The organism is Pseudomonadota bacterium (assembly GCA_039196715.1).
GTDB lineage: Bacteria > Pseudomonadota > Gammaproteobacteria > CALCKW01 > CALCKW01 > CALCKW01.
In genome coordinates, this window is record JBCCUP010000024.1 from 18,518 (window position 1) to 38,884 (window position 20,367).

Annotated in this window: 19 protein-coding genes; 7 read left to right on the forward strand and 12 right to left on the reverse strand. The window is 63.5% G+C overall.

Annotated elements, in window-relative coordinates:
* Positions 1-50: 50 nt before the first annotated feature.
* From AAGA11_10400 to AAGA11_10450, 11 genes are all read right to left on the reverse strand, one after another.
* Positions 51-1,064, reverse strand: a complete 1,014-nt coding sequence (locus AAGA11_10400) for a bifunctional precorrin-2 dehydrogenase/sirohydrochlorin ferrochelatase (protein ID MEM9603263.1) — start codon at positions 1,062-1,064, stop codon at positions 51-53.
* On the reverse strand, positions 1,061-3,715 hold the full coding sequence (locus tag AAGA11_10405) for a molybdopterin-dependent oxidoreductase (GenBank protein MEM9603264.1): 2,655 nt from the start codon (positions 3,713-3,715) through the stop codon (positions 1,061-1,063). The genes AAGA11_10400 and AAGA11_10405 overlap by 4 nt, the downstream gene beginning before the upstream one ends.
* A complete protein-coding gene (gene nirD / locus AAGA11_10410; GenBank protein MEM9603265.1) occupies positions 3,693-4,064 on the reverse strand; it encodes a nitrite reductase small subunit NirD in 372 nt (123 codons plus the stop codon). The genes AAGA11_10405 and nirD overlap by 23 nt, the downstream gene beginning before the upstream one ends.
* The gene (locus AAGA11_10415) at positions 4,054-4,428 is read right to left on the reverse strand and encodes a hypothetical protein (GenBank protein ID MEM9603266.1); all 375 of its coding nucleotides are present in this window, start codon (positions 4,426-4,428) and stop codon (positions 4,054-4,056) included. Before AAGA11_10415 ends, nirD begins: the two co-directional genes overlap by 11 nt.
* Positions 4,429-5,637, reverse strand: a complete 1,209-nt coding sequence (locus AAGA11_10420; GenBank protein MEM9603267.1) for an FAD-dependent oxidoreductase — start codon at positions 5,635-5,637, stop codon at positions 4,429-4,431.
* Between the two features lies 1 nt (position 5,638).
* Positions 5,639-6,514, reverse strand: a complete 876-nt coding sequence (locus AAGA11_10425; GenBank protein ID MEM9603268.1) for an ABC transporter ATP-binding protein — start codon at positions 6,512-6,514, stop codon at positions 5,639-5,641.
* Positions 6,515-6,527: 13 nt separating this feature from the next.
* Complete coding sequence (locus tag AAGA11_10430) at positions 6,528-7,520, reverse strand: ABC transporter permease (GenBank protein MEM9603269.1); 993 nt, start codon at positions 7,518-7,520, stop codon at positions 6,528-6,530.
* A 77-nt stretch (positions 7,521-7,597) separates the two neighbouring features.
* Positions 7,598-8,980, reverse strand: a complete 1,383-nt coding sequence (locus AAGA11_10435; protein ID MEM9603270.1) for a CmpA/NrtA family ABC transporter substrate-binding protein — start codon at positions 8,978-8,980, stop codon at positions 7,598-7,600.
* Positions 8,981-9,312: 332 nt separating this feature from the next.
* Positions 9,313-10,476 carry a Gfo/Idh/MocA family oxidoreductase gene (locus AAGA11_10440; protein MEM9603271.1) on the reverse strand — a complete coding sequence of 388 codons (1,164 nt, stop codon included), beginning with the start codon at positions 10,474-10,476 and terminating at the stop codon, positions 9,313-9,315.
* 6 nt (positions 10,477-10,482) lie between these two features.
* A complete protein-coding gene (locus tag AAGA11_10445) occupies positions 10,483-11,346 on the reverse strand; it encodes a sugar phosphate isomerase/epimerase family protein (protein ID MEM9603272.1) in 864 nt (287 codons plus the stop codon).
* A 104-nt stretch (positions 11,347-11,450) separates the two neighbouring features.
* On the reverse strand, positions 11,451-12,341 hold the full coding sequence (locus AAGA11_10450) for an NAD(P)-dependent oxidoreductase (GenBank protein ID MEM9603273.1): 891 nt from the start codon (positions 12,339-12,341) through the stop codon (positions 11,451-11,453).
* 257 nt (positions 12,342-12,598) lie between these two features.
* Between AAGA11_10450 and AAGA11_10455 the strand changes: the two genes are divergently transcribed.
* The 5 genes from AAGA11_10455 (at position 12,599) to AAGA11_10475 (ending at position 18,813) form a co-directional block, all read left to right on the forward strand.
* A complete protein-coding gene (locus AAGA11_10455) occupies positions 12,599-13,642 on the forward strand; it encodes a substrate-binding domain-containing protein (GenBank protein ID MEM9603274.1) in 1,044 nt (347 codons plus the stop codon).
* Between the two features lie 302 nt (positions 13,643-13,944).
* Positions 13,945-16,248 carry an ATP-binding protein gene (locus AAGA11_10460; protein ID MEM9603275.1) on the forward strand — a complete coding sequence of 768 codons (2,304 nt, stop codon included), beginning with the start codon at positions 13,945-13,947 and terminating at the stop codon, positions 16,246-16,248.
* A 236-nt stretch (positions 16,249-16,484) separates the two neighbouring features.
* Positions 16,485-16,877: a hypothetical protein gene (locus AAGA11_10465; GenBank protein MEM9603276.1), complete on the forward strand. Its 393-nt coding sequence runs from the start codon at positions 16,485-16,487 to the stop codon at positions 16,875-16,877.
* A gap of 817 nt (positions 16,878-17,694) precedes the next feature.
* Positions 17,695-18,093 carry a nuclear transport factor 2 family protein gene (locus tag AAGA11_10470; GenBank protein MEM9603277.1) on the forward strand — a complete coding sequence of 133 codons (399 nt, stop codon included), beginning with the start codon at positions 17,695-17,697 and terminating at the stop codon, positions 18,091-18,093.
* A 99-nt stretch (positions 18,094-18,192) separates the two neighbouring features.
* Positions 18,193-18,813 carry an NAD(P)H-dependent oxidoreductase gene (locus AAGA11_10475; GenBank protein MEM9603278.1) on the forward strand — a complete coding sequence of 207 codons (621 nt, stop codon included), beginning with the start codon at positions 18,193-18,195 and terminating at the stop codon, positions 18,811-18,813.
* Between the two features lie 73 nt (positions 18,814-18,886).
* Here AAGA11_10475 and AAGA11_10480 read toward each other — a convergent pair whose 3' ends face one another.
* The gene (locus AAGA11_10480) at positions 18,887-19,219 is read right to left on the reverse strand and encodes a helix-turn-helix domain-containing protein (GenBank protein ID MEM9603279.1); all 333 of its coding nucleotides are present in this window, start codon (positions 19,217-19,219) and stop codon (positions 18,887-18,889) included.
* A 169-nt stretch (positions 19,220-19,388) separates the two neighbouring features.
* Here AAGA11_10480 and AAGA11_10485 point away from each other — a divergent pair, with 169 nt between their 5' ends.
* Positions 19,389-19,805 (forward strand): nuclear transport factor 2 family protein, encoded by a 417-nt coding sequence (locus tag AAGA11_10485; protein MEM9603280.1) that lies wholly within the window; start codon positions 19,389-19,391, stop codon positions 19,803-19,805.
* A 30-nt stretch (positions 19,806-19,835) separates the two neighbouring features.
* Positions 19,836-20,339 carry a nuclear transport factor 2 family protein gene (locus AAGA11_10490; protein MEM9603281.1) on the forward strand — a complete coding sequence of 168 codons (504 nt, stop codon included), beginning with the start codon at positions 19,836-19,838 and terminating at the stop codon, positions 20,337-20,339.
* The last annotated feature ends 28 nt before the right edge of the window (positions 20,340-20,367 follow it).

Here is a 20,367-nt window from a genome sequence, read left to right on the forward strand (position 1 = left end):
CGGCGCCGTCGAGGCGGGGGGCAGCTCGGTGGGGCAGGTGGCCGACACGCTCACAGGGCGGTCACGCAGCGCGCCGCTGCCGTGTGGGCAGCGCCGGCCTCGTCGACCTGGAAGCCAAGCGTGCGCAGGCGTGCCGCCACGGCCCGCTGGGTGACGTCGGTGAACCAGGCCCCGGTGCCGAGCACCACCACGCGATGACCCGGTTGGCTGAGGTTGGCGAGCTGCTTGGCCACCACGGGTACACCCGAGGTCGGCGCGAGCAGCGTGTGCCGGGCGGCGTCGCGGCGGCAGAGCTCGCGCAGGGTGTGCGGCAGGGCGTCGTCGAACACGACAGCATGCGCGCATTGCAGGCGGCGCAGCTCACCCAGGGTGACGCGGTCGGCGTCGCGGTGGCGGAGGTCGAGCAGCGTGATGTGCGCGGGCTGGCTGGCCAGGCACGGACCGTGGTCGATCAGGCTGTCCAGCGCCCGCGCGGCCGCCGCCATGTCGCCCTCGACGGCGAACTGCGCCACCGTGCCGTGGTGGGCGGCCTCCCAGACAGCGCGGCGACCCTCGGGTGCAACGGTGGCTTTCACCTTGGCCCGTCGGCTCGCGTAGAGCGACGCGAGTGCGCCGAGTGCACTCGGCAGCAGAGCCTCGATCTGGCCCTTGACCGAGCGCGCCAGCACCGGCGATGCGCCCCCGGTGCCGATCGCCACCGTGACCGGTGCGCGGTCGACGATCGCGGGCACGGTGAAACTGCAGAGGCCGGGGCGGTCGACCACGTTGACTGGCACGCCGCGCGCGCAGCAATCGGCGCTGATCACCGCGGCGGTGTCGGCACACACGTCGGCCACGATCACCAGGCGGTAGCGGCCTTCGCGCCAGGGTGCGTCGCCGCGGGCGCGGTGAATCTCGCCTGCGGCCAGGGCGCGTTTCAGGTCTGTGCACGGGTCGTCGGTGTGGATGTCGATGTGGGCGTGAGCGGCGGTGAGCAGCCGTGCCTTGGCCGCCGCCTCCTCACCCCCACCGACGACCAGGCACGGCTGTTGGTTGAGATTGAAAAAAACGGGAAATTGCTTCATGGCGTCGCCCCCTTGCGGGCAGGCACGTGGGTGGTGATCAGGTGTTGCAGTTCCGGGCGGCACGAGCCACACCCGGTGCCTGCGTTGACCCGCTTGCCAAGGCACGCGATGTCGGCCGCGCCCTCAACGGTGATGGCGTGCACGATCGTGCGCTCGCCGACCGCGTTGCAGGCGCACACGATCCGACCGACATCGGGTTGATCCGCTGCCGGTACACCGGCGAGCAGCGCCATGCGCGAGTGCGGCTCAACCGGCGCGGTAAACAGGCTCTGTGTGTGGGCACGCTCCGGCAACGCGCCGGTGCGGGTCAGGGCGACCAGCGCGATGAGCCGGTCGCCGTCGAGCAGCGCAGCGCGCACGGTGCCGCTCAGGTTGTCCTGGTAGAACACCCAGGGGACCCTGCTGCCGTGGCCGCTCAGGCGTTGCAGGTCGTCGAGGCTCGGCTCGGCGTCGTCACCGGCCAGCTCGAGTCGGTGCACGGCGCCCTGTGGCACGCGGCACCAGTAATCGGCGTCAGGTGTGGTCGGGCGTACTGTGCTGACAATGCAGGCTTGCCACCGGATCTCGAATGCGCGTGCACTCACGTGTGCGTGTTTGAATGCCGGTTGGCCGGACAGCGGGTCGACCGCCGCCGGAATCAGTTCGCACACTGTGGCGGCGCCGGTGAACTGGCGGTTCCAGTGAATCGGCGCAAAAACCTGGCCCGCCGTGACACCGGGGGTCAGACGCGCGCGCCCGATGTAGCGGCCGTTCGCGGCAGACAGCTCGACAAGGGCGCCATCGCTGACGGCCAGGGCGTCAGCGTCAGCCGGGTTGAACTCGACGAAGGGTTCGTCCCGGTGCTGCAGCAGCCGGGCACTCAGGCTGCTGCGGGTCATGGTGTGCCACTGGTCGCGGCAGCGGCCAGTGTTCAGCAGCAGCCGGTTGTCGTGCTGCGGCACCGCCTGCGGCACCACGGCCACGCAATGGGCTCGGCCCGATGCGGTGTAGAACCGGCCATCGGCAAACGGGCGAGCTGGTCTGCGGCTGGTGGTCATCGGCCACGGCGTCGGGCGCAGGCTGTCGTACTCGTCGTTGCTGAGCGATTGCAGTGCGCCGATGTTGAAGGCGCGGCTGCCGTCACCGTTCAGCAGGTGCGACAGTCGGGCGTGTTCGCGAAAGATGTCGGCGGCGTTCGGGTAGTCGAAGGCGGCGCCGAAGCCCATCGCGGCGGCCACGTCGCAGACGATGCGCCAGTCGGCACGGGCGTTGCCGGGGCGCGGCAGGAACGCGCGCTGGCGCGAGATGGTGCGCTCGGCGCTGGTGACGGTGCCGTCCTTCTCGCCCCAGGCGAGCGCGGGCAGCAGGACGTCGGCAAACGCGGTGGTGTCGGTCTCCCGCATGCAATCGGAGACGGCGACGAACTCGCACCGGGCGAGCGCGTCGCGCACGCGCGTGCTGTTCGGCACGCTCACTGCCGGGTTGGTCGCCATGATCCAGATTGCCTTGACCTCGCCCGCGTGCACGGCGTCGAAGAGGTCGACGGCCTTGAGGCCGGGCGCGCGGGCCATCCGCGGACCGCCCCAGTAGTTGGCGATGGCGTCGACCGCCGTCGGGTCATCGAAGTCGCGGTGCGCAGCAAGTTGGTTGGCGAGACCGCCGACCTCGCGGCCGCCCATGGCGTTGGGTTGTCCGGTGATCGAGAAGGGGCCGGTACCGGGCTTGCCGATTCGGCCGGTTGCGAGGTGGCAGTTGATGATCGCGTTGCCCTTGTCACTGCCGTTGGTGGACTGGTTGATGCCCATCGAGAACAGCGTCACCACCTTCTCGCTGCGGGCGAACAGGCGGTAGAAGTCGATCAACTGTTCGGTTGACAGGCCGGTCGCTGCAGACACCTGCGCGAGGCTGCCGTGCGCGCGCGCGGCGTCGAGTGTGGCGTCGAGGTTGTCGCAGTGCGCGTCGCACCAGGCTGGGTCGAGCGCGCCGTGGCCTGCCAGCCAGTTCAGCAAGCCGACGAACAGCCAGTCGTCGCTGCCAGGCGCGAGGGCGAGGTGGCGGTAGGCGATGTTGCAGGTGGCGGTGGTGCGGGGGTCGATCACCACCACGCGCCGGTTCGGGTGGGCCTGGTGTGCAGCGACCAGGCGCTGGTACAGCACCGGGTGGGCCCAGGCAGTGTTGGAGCCGACCAGGACGACGAGGTCGGCTTCCTCCACATCGCGGTAGTCGCAGGCGACGATGTCTTCGCCGAAAGCGCGCTTGTGGGCAACCACGGCGGAGGCCATGCACAGGCGCGAGTTGGTGTCGATATTGGCGCTGCCGATGAACCCCTTCATCAGCTTGTTGGCGACGTAGTAGTCCTCGGTCAACAACTGACCGGAGCCGTAGATCGCCACCGCGTCCGGCCCGAAGCTGTCGATGACAGCGCTGAACCGGTCGGCGACCGTGTTGATCGCCGCTTCCCAGCTTGCGCGCTTGCCGTGTACCTCGGGGTACAGCAGGCGCCCGTCGTGCCCGACGGTCTCGTGCAGGGCATTGCCCTTCACACACACGCGGCCACGGTTGCTCGGGTGTGTGGGCGAGGGGCTGACCTGCTCGGCGCGTGCGTCGAGCCGCACGCCGCAGCCCACGCCGCAGTACGGGCAGGTGGTGTCAACCCGCGGCTGTGTCGACATGGTCGGCAGAGATCATCAGTTGCACGCGGCCGCCCTCTATCCCGCCCGGAAGGCTGCCTGCGCTGTGTTTCGGTGACTCGATGCACACGCCGTCGCGCAGACGGTAGTGGTGTTTGTACAGAGGTGACGTGACCGTCGGCTCGCCGTCGATGTGGGCGACGATGCCGCTCGCGAGCACCGCGGCGGGCGACGCCATGGGGTCGCAGTTGCCAATCGCAAACACCTGGTCGGTGTTGTTGCCCGGCAGGTAGAAGAGGGCGGCCTGGGTGTTGTCGACCAGGGCGGCCACGCCGGCAAAGGGCTGCAGCGCCCCGACATCGCGGATGTCCGTCCAGCTCTCAGTTTGCATGCGACTTCAGCTCCATGCGAATCAGGGGTTTGATCTCGCCGCGCTCACGGGTGAATTGCACATTGCGGTCACGCGCGTCGGTGTTGACGAAGGTGTTGACGTGTTCCAGCCGCTCCGATGAGGCCAGCGTGGTGATCCACTCACACTGGTGGCTCGCGACGATGTGCGCCATCTGCGCGTCGAGCTTCTCCAGCCAGTTGCTCGTGCGTTGCAGGCAGTCGCCGGTGCGCACGTAGAACATCAGGACGCGGTCGATGTAGCGAACCAGGCCGTCGTCGCTGAGGTCGGTGGCAAAGAGGTCGGCGTGGCGGCCGCATGCCGCCGTTGCCGCAGACGAACTGGTTCCAGCCGTTCTCTGTGGCAATCACGCCGCCAATCCCTCGCAGTAGGCACGTCCGAACAACAAGCGGTCCCGCAGCGCGTGCGTGTCGGTCCCGTTCTGCATCACGCTGTGTAGCCAGGGACCATCGCGAACGTCGCCGTACAGCATGATCGCGACCAACCTGCCGTCCTCGAGCACCAGCTTGCGCCGCGCCGGTGTCAGCGGGTCGTCGAAGAGGATCACGTGGTCGGTGTGGGCGTTGACGTCGCCGGCGGAGAACACATCGATGCCGGCGACTTTCAATTGGGTGGCGTGCTCGCGCCGAACGTAGGGCTGGCCTGGTCGGCCGAGCAGGGTGTCGGCCAGCACGGCCGCGTGGTCGCGGATCGGCGGCACCAGGCCGACCGTTTCGCCTGCGCACTCGGCACATTCGCCGAGCGCGAAGACCACCGGGTCGGCGGTTTGCAGGCTCCGGTCGACGACCACACCGCGGTTGACCGCCAGGGCCGCGTCGACCGCGAGCTCGGTGCGCGGTTCGATGCCGGTGGCAAAGACGAGCTGTTGCGCCGGGATCTCGGTGCCGTCGTCGAGGGTCACTGACTGCACGGCGGTGTCGCCGTTGACCGTGGCGAGCTCGGCGTTGAGATGCACGCTCAGGCCGCGGGCGACGAGGTTGTCCAGCAGCAAACGACCCGCCGCGTCGTCGAGTTGTCGGTTCAGCAGCCACCCGTTGCGGTGCACCAGCGTGACGGTGCGGCCGCGCGCCAGCAGGCCGGCCGCGGCCTCGAGCCCGAGCAGGCCGCCGCCGAACACGACGGTGTGCTCCGAGGCCGGTGTGTCGATCAGGGCGCGGGCGTCGTCCAACGTGCGGAACACCTGGACACCTGCCAGGGATGCGTCGGCCGCCGCCGGCACACGGGCGCGGGCGCCGGTGGCGAGCACCAGCTTGTCGTAGGCGAGGTCGTCGCCGCTGTCGAGGTGCACGCGCTGCGTGCTGCGGTCAATCGACGTCACCTGTACACCCGTCATCAGCCGCACTCCGTTGCCGGTGTACCAGTCGGTGTCACGCAGGGCGATGGCGCTGCTGTCGGCGTCGCCGGCGAGCACCTGCGAGAGTTGCACGCGGTTGTAGGCGCTGTGGTGTTCTGCGCCGATCACCGTGACGGAAACCGCCTGCTGCTGACGGCGTTGAAAGAGCTCGCCAAGCAGGCAGTCTGCCGCGATGCTGTTGCCGACGACCACGATGTGCATCTCAGGCCACCCCTCGGCTGTCTTCGACCACGGCGGCCTCGGTGTCGGCGGACTTGGGTGTTGTGCCACCGGCGGCTGCCGGCAGCGATTCCACCTTGCGCTGTTTCTCGTAGAGGAAGCGCAGCAGCGCCTCGCGTTTCTGGTTGTAGACCGGGTCCTTTGCCAGTGCCAGGCGGTCGCGTGGGCGCGCCAGCTCGACAGTTTCGATCTCGCCAATGGTGGCGGACGGCCCGTTGGTCATCATCACGATGCGGTCGGACAACAGCACGGCTTCGTCGATGTCGTGCGTGATCATCACGACGATGTTCTTGAGTTTGGCGTGGATCGCCATCAGCGCGTCCTGCAACTGTGCGCGGGTGAGTGCGTCCAGCGCGCCGAAGGGCTCGTCCATCAGCAGCACCCTGGGCTCCATCGACAGGGCCCGCGCGATGCCCACGCGTTGCTTCATACCGCCCGAGATCTCGGATGGCCGCTTGTCGCGTGCGTGGATCATGTCGACCAGCTCGAGGTTGTGGGCGATCCAGTCGTTGCGCTCGGCCTTGGTCTTGGATGTCTTGAACACCACGTTGACCGCGAGTTCGACGTTCTGCCATACCGTCAGCCAGGGCAGCAGGGAGTGGTTCTGAAACACCACTGCGCGGTCCGGGCCTGGTCCGTCGACCTCCCGGCCGTTGACGAGGGCACCACCACGGGTGCCAGGGGTCAAGCCTGCGATGACGTTCATGACCGTGGACTTGCCGCAGCCAGAGTGTCCGATCACCGAAATGAACTCACCGTCCTGCACGTCGAGGCTGACGTTCTTCAAGGCCGTGAACACCCCGGTCTTGGTGGGGAACTCGACGTCCAGATGACTGATCTGCAAATAGGCGTTTTTCATGACGGGTGCTCCACTACCGTTTGGCGATCTCGGGGTCCCAGGCGACACGTCGCAACAGGAACAGCATCAGGCGGTCGAGCACGAAGCCGATCAGACCGATCGTGATGACCGCCACCATGATGCGGGCCAGGGATTGGGACGAGCCGTTCTGAAATTCGTCCCAGACGAACTTCCCGAGTCCGGGGTTCTGCGCGAGCATCTCGGCGGCTATCAGGACCATCCAAGCCACGCCGAGCGACAACCGCAAACCGGTGAAGATCATCGGCAGTGAGGACGGCAATACGACGCGGCGGACGTGCGTGAGCCGGCCGAGGCGCAACACGCGTGAGACGTTTTGCAGGTCCGGGTCAATATTGGCTACCCCGACCGAGGTGTTGATGAGGGTGGGCCAGAGGCTGCACAGCATGACCGTCACGACCGAGTTGATGAACGACTTCTCGAACATCGGGTCGTCGGTGACGTAGACTGCGCTGACCACCATCGTGACCAACGGCAGCCACGCCAGGGGTGAGACGGGCTTGAAGAGCTGCACGAGCGGGTTCACCGCACTGTGCATGTTACGGCTCAAGCCAATCACGATGCCGGCGGGGATTGCAATCGCCGAGGCGAGCACGAAGCCGGTCAGCACCGTCAGGATGCTGGTAAGGATCTGGTCGAAGTAGGTCGGCTTGCCGGTGTACGCGCGAATCTTCGGTTTGAAGTCCGGTTCCTTCTCCAGGCGCTTGGCGTTCCGCTCTTCCTGACGCTGGTAGAAGGCTGCTTCCTTCTCTCGCTCGCGTCGGTGCTCGCTGACCAGGGCACTGGCCTGTTGACTGACCTCAACCGGGCCGGGAAACGCGCCCAGCGAGGTGTTGATCTGCGAGGCGACGATGCTCCAGATCAGCAGGAAAGCGGCGATGCCGAGGACCGGCAGTACCGCGTTTTCGACAACCGTGCTGTTGAGCCAGGCGCCGAGGCGAAAACGCCGTGCCGGGTTGGGTGTCGAGAACGCGTTGATCACGCTCATGTCAGTCTCCGCAGTGTGGTCGAGTCGGACAGCGTCGGGTGCGAGGCCGGCGCGTGACCGGCCCCGCGCAGCCGGGCTCAGAGGACGGTGTCGCCCTTGAGACCGATGGCCATCGCCTCGAGGTAGTCGTTGGGCTTGCTGCCGTCGAACACCACGCCGTCGAGGAAGTCATCCTGTGGCGGCCGGTAGCCGGTCTCGGAGTCGAAGGTCGGGAAGTCGTCCCCCGTGAAGAGGCCTTCGTTGATCAGCTCTTCCGCCGCGACGCGGTAGATGTCCGGTCGGTACACCCGCTTCGCGGTTTCGTCGTACCACGCATCGGATTTGCCTTCGGAAATCTGGCCCCAGCGGCGCATCTGCGTGAGGTACCACACCGCGTCCGAGTAATAGGGGTAGGTCGCGTGGTAGCGGAAGAAGACGTTGAAGTCCGGGACCTCGCGGCGATCGCCCTTCTCGTACTCGAAGGTGCCGGTCATCGAGTTGGCGATGACGTCGAAATCCGCGCCCACGTAGTTCGATTGCGACAAGATGCGCACGGCTTCGGTGCGGTTGGCGTTGTTGTTCTCGTCCAACCAGTAGGCCGCGCGGATCAGGGCCTTGACGATTCGCACCGTGGTGTTCGGGTATTTCTCGGCAAAGGTCTTGGTGATGCCGAACACTTTTTCCGGGTTGTTCTTCCAGATCTCGTAGTCTGTTATCACTGGCACCCCGATGCCTTTGAACACGGCTTGCTGGTTCCAGGGCTCGCCGACGCAGTAGCCGAAAATCGTGCCGGCCTCGAGCGTCGCCGGCATCTGCGGCGGCGGGGTCACGGACAGCAGCACATCGGCGTCCACCGTGCCGCTGGTGTCACCCTTGTGGGGTGCGTAATAACCGGGGTGCAAGCCACCGGCTGCGAGCCAGTAACGCAGCTCGTAGTTGTGGGTTGACACCGGGAACACCATGCCCATCTTGAACGGCTTGCCGTCGTCGGCGTAGGCATCGACAACAGGCTTGAGCGAACTCGCGCTGATCGGGTGTACCGGCTTGCCGTCGTCACCCGTCGGCACGTAGGGCGTCATTTCCGACCACACTTTGTTCGAGACAGTGATGGCGTTGCCGTTCAGGTCCATCGAAAACGGGGTGATGATCTCGGCTTCGGTGCCGTAGCCAATGGTCGCAGCCAACGGCTGGCCTGCGAGCATGTGCGCGCCGTCCAGTTGCCCATCGATCACGCCGTCGAGCAACACTTTCCAGTTGGCCTGCGCTTCGAGCTGGACGTAGAGGCCTTCGTCCTCGAAGTAGCCGTTTTCATAGGCGATCGCGAGGGGCGCCATGTCGGTCAGCTTGATGAAACCGAATTTGAGTTCGTCCTTCTCGGGGTAGCCGATCTCGGCGAGTGACGGTGCGCTGAAGAGGACGGAGGTGACGGTTGCAGCGATCAGTTTGAACGCATGCCGTTTGGAGAGTGAAACGCGCTTCATTGAGATTTCCCAGGTTCTCGGAACAGGTGCGCTTCGGTCAATCGGTGTGTGCTTTGCACATTGGGTGTCACGCGTTCGTGACGCCCAACAATACAAGCCTGAACTAATCGAATGCCGATGCTGTCGTTATGTCACCAGGGAAATTGCAGAGACTGTGCCCGATCGGTGCCAGGTCCAAAATCAAGGATTTAAACGCGGAAAAAGCCTCTGGCTGCAGGAAACGCAGTATGTTTCATGCGGTCAGTGATTCGATGCGGTGCGTGCGTGCACCGTCGCGGTGCCAGTTTGGCTTGCTAAGGGGGTGCCTTGGCGTGCACGGTCGAAACCGGCGTCTAGACCGTAAATGCGTTGTGGGTAGCGAAGTCCTCTGGCAGCAACGCTGGGCGCTCGCAGCGGCTGTTGACAGAGACAAATTCGCCCAACCGTTGTGACTTGAATACGCCCAACATGGCCTCAAGTGTGTGATACGCAAGTGCGGCATTTGCACGCGGCGAACGTTTTGTACGGATGGCGTCTGCCATCTCAAGCAGGCCGAGGCCGCGCGCGTTGTAGTTGAAGCCGTGGCTGTTGGGTGCAATCTGCCACGACGCCCGACCGCTGGGGCGCGGTTGGTGTGTCCAGCGCGCCGTGTCTCGGGTGCGGTACCACACCTCCCCCTCGAAGACGTTGGCGCCGTGCACGGGGTCCGGGTCCGGGACGCACAGCGAGCCGTCTTCACCGTAGATCTCCAGGCGAGGTGTTTCGGAATCCCAAACGTCGAAGCTGATCATCATCGAGCCGAGCACCCCGGACTCGAAGGCCATGAGCGTGTTGACGTGTGTGTCCACCTCGACCGGCATCCACTCGCCGTCGCGGGGACCGTTTTCGATCTGGCGCCGGTCGAAGGTGCGCTTTGTCATGCCGGCGACCTGCGCAATGGGCCCGAGCAGGAATACCATCGCAGAGAGATAATAGGGGCCGAGGTCGAGCAGCGGTCCTCCGCCCTGCTGGTAGTAGAAATCCGGGTTGGGGTGGTGGCGCTCGACGCCGTGGGTGCCGACAAAGGCCGCGACGCCGGTCGGGGCGCCGATCGCGCCGCTGTCGATCAGCTTGCGCGCGGTCTGCCAGCGGCCGCCGAGGAAGGTGTCGGGTGCGTTGGCGACAGTCAGGCCGCGTTCTGCGGCGTGTGCCATCACCTGCGTGGCATCGGCGAGCGATGCGGCCAGGGGTTTTTCGCTGTAAACATGTTTGCCGGCGTCGATCGCGGCGAGGCTGATGTCGGCGTGCGCCGCAGGAACCGTGAGGTTCAGCACCGCCTCGATGTCGTCTCGCGCCAGCAGCTGATCGGGCGTGCAGCTGACGGCGATGCCGTGCTTCGCCGCCTTGTCGCGCGACTCGGCCGCATCGAGGCTGCTGCACGCCACAACCTCGATGCCCGGAAAGCGCGCGAGGTTTTCAAGGTAGATATCGCTGATGCGGCCGCAGCCGATCAAACCCACGCGAAACGGCGTCGCCATATCGCGTTACCTGAAATGCGATGTGAAGGTGTCGATGCACATTCGGAAGCCGGCCTCGAAGTCTCCGTTGCCGGGGTGGTAGACACTCTCGAGCGACACCACGCCGTCGTAGCCGTCGGCACGCATGGCGTCGGCCATGGGCTGGAACTGGTCGGCGAGCTGTCCTTCACCCATGCGCCGCACCTCCAGCGTGGCACGCGGGGTGTCGACGAGCACGTCCTTGATATGCACGTGGCCGAGGTAGCCGCCGCGCAGCGTGTCGTACCCGTCGGGGTAGGCGGTTTCGTGGCACCAGCAGTTGTTGGCGGGATCCCAGAGGACGAACAGCGTGCCCTTGGCGTCCAGGTCGTCGATGAGCTTCCTCCCGGTGTAACAGGAATTGACCATCGTGCCGTTGCCGGTTTCAACAACAAGCTTGACCCCCTCGGATTTCGCCAGCTCGACGGCGGGCGCGATCAGTGGCAGATGGGCGTCCCAGGCACCTTTGGCGACGTTCCAGGTCTCGGCACCGTGGTGTCCCCAGAGGATCTGCTCTTTCCTGGGTGTCATGATGCGCACCAGCGGGCAACCCAGTTGGTGCGCCATGTCAATTACGCGTTTGAGCGCGTCCATGTGCGTCGTGTGGAGGGCATCGCCCGGCGTGTTCTGGTGGGTTGTGCCGGCGAAGATGTGGCGAGAGAGACACGACACCGGTTTCCCGCGGTCTTCGAGCAACGCCTTGATCTCGGCGATCTCGGCTGCGCTGTGGTCCCCGACTTCGGTGTCGCCGACAAACTGCAGCTCGGCGTACTCGAGGTCGAACTCGTCCATCACGTCGACCGCGTGAGCGAGGTCGCGGCTGATGCCGTCGCAGATAACCCCCAATTTCATGCTCTGACTCCTGTTTGCCCCTGGTTGGGTGTGCACTGTGTCATGCGGTGCGTGCGCCGGGTCAGCGCCGCCGCCCGGCGCACGATCCGACGGTTGTCGACCGCCTAGCGGTGCAGCTCGGCACCGACAATGTCTTCGATGACACGGGTCACCACCTGGTTGTCGCCGTGCGGGTACTTGGTCTTGCCCGCGTGGAACAGCTGCATTGCGCTCGACGCGGTGTGCAAGGGCACGCCCAGGCGTTCGGCGAGGTCGAGCGAGATGGTGAGGTCCTTGTGCATGGTATTGATGTGGCTGCCGGTCTTCTCGAACTTGCGGTCGATGATGTTCTCCAGCGCGGTGTTGCCGCAGCCACAGCCGGCGCTCGACGTCGACACCACTCTGAGCAGCGCGTCGCCCGACACACCGGCCTTCGCCGCCAGCACCGAGGCCTCGAATGTCGCGCTGAAGATCGAGCCGATCAGGCTTTGCAGGCAGGCCTTGACCGTCTGCCCCATGCCCGGCCGGGTGTCCACGCGGTGGATGTTTGCCGACACCGCTTCCATCACCGGGGCAAAGGTGTCGAGCACCGCGTCGGGCGCCGATGCCATCATTGTGAGTGTGCCGTTCTGCGCGCCGGGAAAGCCCCCTGAGACGGGGCTGTCGATCAGGTGGATGCCAGAATCCGCCATCGCCGCGCCGATCTCCTCCGCCTCGTGCGGTTTGATCGTCGCGGTCAGCAGCACGGCGCCGCCGGGTGCCATGTGGCTGACCAGTCCGTCCGCCCCGAGGATGACGGCTTTGGCCTGATCGCCGTTCATCACCATGACGAACACCGCGTCACTCGCGCGGCCGACGTCCGCGACGCGCTCCGCCACCGTGCCGCCCAGCGCCGCAAAGGCCTCGACCCGCGCCGGGTCGAGGTCGAGCCCGGTGGTCTGGAAGCCGTTCTGAATCAGGTTCTTGGCGAGCCCTGAACCCATGTCACCCAAGCCAATCACGCCTGCTCGTTGCACGTTCGCACTCCTCATGTCCGACGGTGAAGCACACCCGGTTGGTGCGCGATCGGACGAGTATTGGTCGCCGGGCAGGGGAGGACAAGGCCACTCGGCAAGCCGATCAAGATTGATGTTCTATGATGTGATTGAGGCCAAAAATGATGTAAATGATGTCTTTTGATTGGAAAGACTGGCGGAAACCTGTCGTTCAATCGGTTGCGGTCGTCCCGACGCCTGATTCGGGTGAGGAACCGTCACCTGCCCCCAAGGCACCTTTGCGACACGCCCGGGTTGCCGACATCGCGGCCTACGCCGGGGTGGGCACCGCCACGGTCGACCGCGTGCTCAACCGGCGGACTCGGGTGCGGGAAACGACCCGCCAACGTGTGCTGCAGGCCAAGGCCGCGATCGAGTCGGGTCGCTGGCAGCGGCCAGCGGGCGAGCGTGGGCCGGTCGGTTCGCAGTCGACGCCCTGGCGGGTGCGGGTGATGTTGCCCGCCGACGCCGGTCCGTCGACGGACTACCTGGCGAAGGCCCTCCAGTCGCACGGCGCCACCGGCGGGGTCACCGTCGAGTGTGAGTTCACGCCCAAGATGGCGCCCGCGCTGCTTGCGCGGAAGTTGCGCGCCTGCACCGGGCAGCGGGTCGACGCCGTGGCTTTTCAGGCGCTCGACGACCCCCGTGTCCACCAGGCTGTCGAGGCCCTGATCGCCGGGGGGGTGCCGTGTGTTGCAGTGGCCTCCGGCCTGGAGAACCCGGCTCTCAGCGGTTACGTGGGTGTGGACAACCGGGCTGCGGGTCGCACTGCGGGTCACCTCATGGCGCGGTGGGTGGTGGGCAGCGGTGACATTGCCGTGGTGTCGGGCGGACAACTCTACCGCTGCCACGACGAGCGTGAGATGGGCTTCCGCGCGGCGCTCAGGCCACACGCCGATCGGTTGCGGATTGTCGGGCCGTTCAGCGGCGATGACGATGACCGCGGCAACGAAGCGGTGGTGACCGAGGTGCTTGACCGTTACCCCGCGCTGGTGGGTGTGTACAACGTCGGTGGCGGCAACGGCGGCCTGGTGCGTGCGCTCGAACAGCGCGGCGTCGCTCAGTCGGTGGCGGTCATTGCACACAACCTCACCGACGAGACCCGCGACTTTCTGCTCGACGAGGCCATCGACATCGTGATCCACCAGGACATGCGGCGATTGGCCGAGGACACTGTGGCGGCGCTGGTGGCCACGTTGGAGCGACGTCAGCACACGGTGCAGCCGCTGCGTGTGGAGGTCATCACACGCGAGAACACCCAGAACGTGTTCTCGCCGGTCTGAGGGTGTTGACCAGCGGTCTCGGCTGAGTTCGCTGCGCTGCAGTCAGGATTGCCAGGCCTGCAAAAAAACCGAAAGCAGGCACAAAGCCTGTTTGACTGCGCACGATGCCCTACGGACTCGGTCGCAGCGGTGGCGAACGTCAGCGGTGTTTTGCAAGGCCGTCGTGAACGCGCGGCAGTATCGGCGGCACCTTGGCGCGCAGCGGCTGCCTGGTCGCACTGATCTTGCCTTGCTTGCGTGGTGGGCCGCCGCGACCGCGCTGTCGGGTGGCTGCGTTTCATCACGCTCGCGCGGTCTCAGCCATGATCAAGAACAGCCTCCAGCACAAAGTCATTCTGCTGATTGCCGGTGTGTCCTGCGCGCTGCTCGGGCTGTCCATCGTGTTCGGCATGAGCGCCATTCGCGAAGCGAGTGACACCGCGCAGGACATCAGCATCCGAGCGCTCGAGAACCAGGCCGAAGACTACATCGTGCGTCTCACCGACGACGACGCCGAACGGCACGCGCTGTTGCTCGAACGCACACTGCAGGATGCCGCCCTGATCGCGGGCGCCGCCAGCTACGTGTTCAGCCGCCCGGAACAGTTTCTGGAGTTCACCGCGCCGGGTGTCGAGGAGACGCTGGTGCAACGCACCGAGGGCCACTACACGGACGACGGCAGCCGTTTCGCGAGTGGTTTTGTGCCAATCACGGACGTGCCGCGCGACACCCTGATGCGGGATTGGAAGCTCGCCTCGAGCCTCGACGGGTTCATCCAGGGGGTGCTCGCGCAGAACACCAACGCCTCCGCTGCCTACTTTGTCTCCCACAACGACGTGACGCGCTACTACTCGGAGTCGCGCCTCGAAGGGCTGCCACCGGATTTTCGCGTCACGGAACATTTTCTCTTTGCCGATGCGGTGCCCGCGCTGAACCCGGACCGCCAGACACGCTGGACCGACCTGTACGACGACCCGGCGGGCCTCGGCTTGATGGTGTCTGCCATCTCGCCCATCTACACCCAGGCCGGCGGGTTCATCGGCATCATCGGCATCGACTTCCGCCTGGTCGACCTGGCGGCGCAAATCGAGATCGCCAGCTTTGGTGAGTCGAGCTACTCCGTCATGATCAACGGCGAGGGTAGGGCAATCGCTTTCCCCGACCAGGCCTACCGCGACCTGCTCGGGCGCGCGCCAACGCCTGGCGAGTTCGGCGTGGTGTTGACGTCGGTGTCGACGCCCTTTGCGCCCGTGGTCGAGGCCATGCGCGCCAGCGAGGATGGCCTGGTGCGCGTGGTTGCCGATTCGCTCGACAAGTACGTCGCTTACGCCCCGATTGCCGGCACCGACTGGAGTCTCGGTACGATCATGGACACCGAGGCGGTGTTCGCCGGTGTAGCCTTGCTCGAGACCGAACTGATGGGCAACATGACGGCGTTGATTCAGGAGCGCTACGTGCCGATCAGCGTGTTGTTGATCGGCATCGTGTTGTCGATCGCGATGTTTTTCGCCTACCGGTTGACCGCGCCGTTGCGGCAGCTGACGTGCGCGGCGGAAAACATCGGCGCACGCAAGTGGGACACGCCCTTGCCGGACGCGAGCTCGGATGAAGTCGGCTTGTTGTCCCAGACCCTCGGCAGCATGGCGTACCAGCTTCAGGCCTTGGTGGGCAACCTGGAGAACCGGGTGCAGGAGCGTACGCAGGAACTCAACACGGCGCTTGAGGGCCTGCAACGGACCACGGAAGAAAAAGACCGCATGTACGATGAGCTGCGCATGGCGCAGCGTCTCGAGGCGATCGGCCAGCTCGCCGCCGGCGTTGCCCACGAGATCAACACACCGGCGCAATACGTCGGCGACAACCTCGATTTCCTGCGCGGTGCCACCCAGGACCAGCGCCTCGTGCTCGACAGGTGCTTCGAAGCCATCAGCACCCTGGCCGACCCCGAGCGCGACGCGGCGCTGTTGGCCGAGATCGAGCAGCTCAAGGAGGACGTCGACCTCGAGTTCCTGAACGACGAAGTGGCCTCGGCGCTCGACAGCTCGCGAGAGGGCATTCTGCAGATCTCGAGCATCGTGCGTTCGATGAAGGATTTCTCGCACCCGGGCGAGAAGGAGAAGGAGCCTGTCGACATCAACCGCGCGCTCGATGCAACCGTTACGGTTGCGAAGAACGAGTGGAAGTACGTTGCACGCATCGAGGCGCATCTGGAGGCCGACCTGCCCGAGGTGTACGCGCACGCAATCGAGCTCAAGCAGGTGTTCCTCAACATCGTCGTCAACGCGGCGCACGCGATCGAGAAGCGTCAGAAAGACGGGAATCTGGCCGAGCTCGGGGTCATCCGCATTGCAACGGAAGTCGAAGGTGGTTTCGTCAACATTCGCTTCCGTGACAACGGCTGTGGTATCCCGCAAGACGTCATCGAGCGGATCTACGACCCGTTCTTCACCACCAAGGAAGTGGGCAAGGGCACAGGCCAGGGTCTGTCAATCGTGCACCGCATCGTGTCCGAGAAGCACGGTGGTGAAATTCGCCTGGCCAGCACATTGAACGAATTCACCGAATTCCAGATCCTGTTGCCCCTCGGCGACCCGTTGGCCGAGTCCAGGGGCAGTGAGGCGGCCTGAGAACCGCGTCGTCCGACAATACAGGTGTGCTACTGCGGCGGCATCACCTCGGTCAGCACGGTCGTTGCTCGATCCTGGGCGGCGATCGAGGCGTTCGACGCGTGCCTCGCTTTTCTCGCCGCGTCCCCCTCGACGTCACTGAAGTGTGCTCTGGGTTGCATTTTTGCAATCGGTGAGCTGCGACGCGTGCGGTAGGGTGTGCGTTCCCACTCTCTGGTGCTTCGGGAGCGCTCGCTATGATCGACACGACGATGCAATCCGTTCAGGCCTTGCCGCAGTGGGTGCAGTGGTGGCTCGTGGTCCTCGCCGTGGCGAACACGCTGTCGCTCTGTTTTCTGCGTCACCCGAGTGGGCGACTCGTGCTGGCCGTGTGGGTGATCGTGCTGGGTGTCAACGGCTGGCTGATGCTGCAAGCCGGGGGGTTCACCCGCGCGATGGCCTTCGTTCACCTGTTGTGGGTGCCGATGATCCTCTGGCTCGGACGCATGCCTCGCCACCGCACGGACACCGGCTTCCTGCGCACCTGGCTGGTGCTGCTGGTGCTGGTCAACTGCATTTCTCTGGGCTTCGATGCGGTCGAGATCGCGCGCTGGCTTGCCGGTGACCGCAGTGTGATCGGAGCGGGATAGCTGTGACTAACCAAAGGGTGGAGCACTAGAACGACGTGTCCGATGTCGGAGTGGGGCTAGCTTCATCACGCCAAACTGGCAGGTTTGAACACCCTCAAGACTGTCGGATTGATACCACTCTATTCGTGGGTTCCAATCGAACGCACGCTTCAGATGCGCATGTCCGTTAAGTGAGACGGTGTCTCGTTGCCGTTGGCCTATCCGGGAAGTTGAAGCGTGGTATGCCGTTCCGCTTGGCGCGATGTCGCACATACCTAAGCGTGCGGACTTTTCACGGTTTCGAAACTGTAAATGCACATCTGCAAACTAGCGCCTTGAGTACACATTCTCGCGCGATGTACTTCACGCTCGGTGCTAGAAGAAAAGTAGATTCAACTCGCCTAGCCAGCCACACCTTGCCACCTCAGGTGACAAGAAAAGAACTGAGTGGGGCGGGTTTGATGAGCATAACAGGCTGACGGTCTGCAGCTAGCCGGCCACTTGCTTGCTATTTCTGTGCTAATTGGCCGGGCTGTTTTTTTATCGCTGGCGACCATGTCCTTTCTCGTCGGCAGCAGCTTTATCGGATTTTGCCTGTTTTCTTGTTTCCTCTGGAACCCGGTAGTGCGGCCCTAGAAAAAAAGAGTATTCGACCTGAATTTTCACCTCCAGAAAGACCGCTTAGAGCACGAGTCCGTCAGTATCTAGCGATTGTGATTACATGGGTGTAAGTAACTCACATATCCGCATGTAGATAGCGGCTATGCAGATTGCTACCTTCGCTGATGACACATGCAAATGAGTCACTCAACACACCTCGCTCTCGAAGGAGATAAACATGTCACAACGCAAAATCGCCGAGCGCCCGCATCAAATTGTTGAACGCGTCGCTGAGTTCATGGCGGCCGGAGACCTCGAAGGCGTGGTTTCCATGTTTCACCCAGATGTGCGGATCGCCATGGACCCTGACAACGCTGATCCAGTTGTGGGCCACGCCGCAGTGCGCGAAATCTTCGCAGGCCCTTGCGAAGCCCGCATGATCCTCAAAGGCAGCGTTTCCGGCGAAATGATCAACGGCGACCACGCTCTCCTTCAGGGCGAATGGACCATGGAAGGTCAGGACGGCAGCCCAATGGGGGGCGGCACGTCTACGGAGGTTGTCAAACAGCTCCCCAATGGTGGCTGGACCTACTTCATCGACTGCCCGATCAGCGTGCCAAAGCCGGTTCGCAGCTAATTACCCCCTCAGCATCCGAGACACGTAGCGGGTAAGTGCTGTTTCGCACTTGCCCGAATAGCTTTGTCGTGGATCGCCTAAATCGCAAGGATGAAAATAGTGAGCACCCTTCTTATTCTTGATACAAGTCCAAGCAAGGCGTCTGTTTCCCGCCAACTCACTGAGACATTTGTCAGAGAATGGGCCAAAGCCAACCCGAACGGGACGGTGCTGCGCCGGGACGTTGGCATGAACCCGCCTGCCCATCTTGACGAGAAATTGCTCGAAGCATTGCGCAGCAACCCAGAGCTTCTAAGTGACCACCACAAAAAGGCACACCACGACTCTGATAGTGCGATTGAAGAACTGAACCAGGCGGATATGATCGTTATCGGTGCGCCCATGCACAACTTCTCGATATCGAGCGGCTTCAAAGCATGGATTGACCATGTCGCCATAGCAGGTAAGACATTTGGATTCAGTGAAAAAGGCCCTGAAGGTCTTTTGAAAGACAGGCCCGTCTACGTCATCTCAGCACGTGGCGGAGACTATGGCGACGGTGCTGAGACCAATCCACACCCAGCAGACTTTCAAACGGGTTACGTACGGCATATTTTTGCGTTTATGGGTATTCAATCGATCAATATCATTGCCGCAAATGGCATGGACATGGGCGATGAGCCGCGCGCAGCCGGGATCGATGAGGCGGAACAAAAAATCCTAGCTTTGTTCGCTGCCTGATGCTTGCACCTCTGATATACGGCAGACGCTTAAGGCGGCGCGAGAGAAGTAGAAAATTACCTGAGCAAACAGCTTAGGCGCTTAGTCGTTTCTCACCCCATCTACTTATCTCAGCCAGGATGGGGTACAGCGTCTTCCCGTCACTAGTAAGAGAGTACTCGACCCGAACGGGGACCTCAGGAAAGACTTCCCGGTGCACGAGCCCATCACCCTCTAATTCGCGAAGAGATCGCGTCATCATTCGATCCGACGCATTAGGCACGAGGCGCTGCAGTTCTGAAAATCGTTTTGCACTCGCCATGAGGTGGAACAGCAAAACCGGTTTCCATTTCCCACCGATCATGGCCACTGCAAATTCCACCGGGCACTTCTCGATCTGCGTGTTCACATCCCGGTCATACGGCATTCATCACATCTCCATTGAGGGTGCTTACACGCATGTAAGCTTCTTACACATCTGCATGTAGAGAGCGTCTGCGCAGATTGCTACCTTAGATTATGACAGACTCAAATGAGTCGCTCAACAAACCCTACCTGACCTCCGTCAGGTTCTAAAAAACTGAAAGGTCATCACGTTGGACAACACAGAACTCGACAAGGTGCGCGCAAACCTGGACACGTGGTTGAAAGCGTTCAACGCCAAAGACATCGACACGCTTTTCACACTCTATGACCCAGAAAGCATCTATGCCAATGCAGGCGCGTCTCTCATGCGGGGCGTTGATGAGATCAAGCCCTGGTATCAGCAGGCGTTTGAAATGGTCGAAGGCACGCTGCATCACAGAGAAGAGGCAGCCTTTATCGAAGGCAATATGGCATTGCTTTTGGGCGCTTACTATTTCGAGCCATCTGCAGGTGTCACACCACCAGAATATGCGCATCTGACCGGACGCGTGGCGCTAGCTTACCGCCGCAATGATGCCGGTGAGTGGAAGCTGCTGTTCGACATGGACAACACGCCCCCAGACGTGACGCCAGCAGATTTTTCTTAAACACACAACCAAATCCCAGGGGAGTATGTAATGACCACGCCGAAATTATCTATGACACGGCGCGACGCAATATCGGCTCTAGGTGTCGCAGCAATTGCAGGAGCGACTGGAACGATTGCACTGGCGCAATCTGCCTCAACAACACGCAAAATCGCAGAACGCCCTCACCAGATTGTCGAGCGCGTCGCTGAGTTCATGGCAGACGGAGACCTCGAAGGCGTGGTTTCCATGTTTCACCCAGACGTGCGGATCGCGCTCGATCCTGACAATGCTGATCCGATCGTAGGCCAAGACGCCGCACTTGAAATATTCAAAGATGCCTGTGAAGCCCGCGCAATCCTAACAGCCACTGTTTCCGGGGAGATTATCAACGGTGACACGGCGCTCCTTCAGGGCGAGTGGACGATGGAAGGTCGGGACGGCACACCGATGGGCGGCGGCACGTCTACTGAAGTCGCCAAACAGCTTCCTAACGGTGGCTGGACTTACTTCATCGACTGTCCAATCAGCGTGCCAAAGCCGATTCGCAGCTAACTACCCCTTCACCATCCGAAACATGAGG

What these genes read in the sequence shown, in the direction of transcription:
- AAGA11_10400 (MEM9603263.1), bottom strand. Translation starts at nt 1,064, where the DNA reads ATGAAGCAATTTCCCGTTTTTTTCAATCTCAACCAACAGCCGTGCCTG.
- AAGA11_10405 (MEM9603264.1), bottom strand. Translation starts at nt 3,715, where the DNA reads ATGTCGACACAGCCGCGGGTTGACACCACCTGCCCGTACTGCGGCGTG.
- nirD (MEM9603265.1), bottom strand. Translation starts at nt 4,064, where the DNA reads ATGCAAACTGAGAGCTGGACGGACATCCGCGATGTCGGGGCGCTGCAG.
- AAGA11_10420 (MEM9603267.1), bottom strand. Translation starts at nt 5,637, where the DNA reads ATGCACATCGTGGTCGTCGGCAACAGCATCGCGGCAGACTGCCTGCTT.
- AAGA11_10425 (MEM9603268.1), bottom strand. Translation starts at nt 6,514, where the DNA reads ATGAAAAACGCCTATTTGCAGATCAGTCATCTGGACGTCGAGTTCCCC.
- AAGA11_10430 (MEM9603269.1), bottom strand. Translation starts at nt 7,520, where the DNA reads ATGAGCGTGATCAACGCGTTCTCGACACCCAACCCGGCACGGCGTTTT.
- AAGA11_10435 (MEM9603270.1), bottom strand. Translation starts at nt 8,980, where the DNA reads ATGAAGCGCGTTTCACTCTCCAAACGGCATGCGTTCAAACTGATCGCT.
- AAGA11_10440 (MEM9603271.1), bottom strand. Translation starts at nt 10,476, where the DNA reads ATGGCGACGCCGTTTCGCGTGGGTTTGATCGGCTGCGGCCGCATCAGC.
- AAGA11_10445 (MEM9603272.1), bottom strand. Translation starts at nt 11,346, where the DNA reads ATGAAATTGGGGGTTATCTGCGACGGCATCAGCCGCGACCTCGCTCAC.
- AAGA11_10460 (MEM9603275.1), top strand. Translation starts at nt 13,945, where the DNA reads ATGATCAAGAACAGCCTCCAGCACAAAGTCATTCTGCTGATTGCCGGT.
- AAGA11_10465 (MEM9603276.1), top strand. Translation starts at nt 16,485, where the DNA reads ATGATCGACACGACGATGCAATCCGTTCAGGCCTTGCCGCAGTGGGTG.
- AAGA11_10470 (MEM9603277.1), top strand. Translation starts at nt 17,695, where the DNA reads ATGTCACAACGCAAAATCGCCGAGCGCCCGCATCAAATTGTTGAACGC.
- AAGA11_10480 (MEM9603279.1), bottom strand. Translation starts at nt 19,219, where the DNA reads ATGCCGTATGACCGGGATGTGAACACGCAGATCGAGAAGTGCCCGGTG.
- AAGA11_10490 (MEM9603281.1), top strand. Translation starts at nt 19,836, where the DNA reads ATGACCACGCCGAAATTATCTATGACACGGCGCGACGCAATATCGGCT.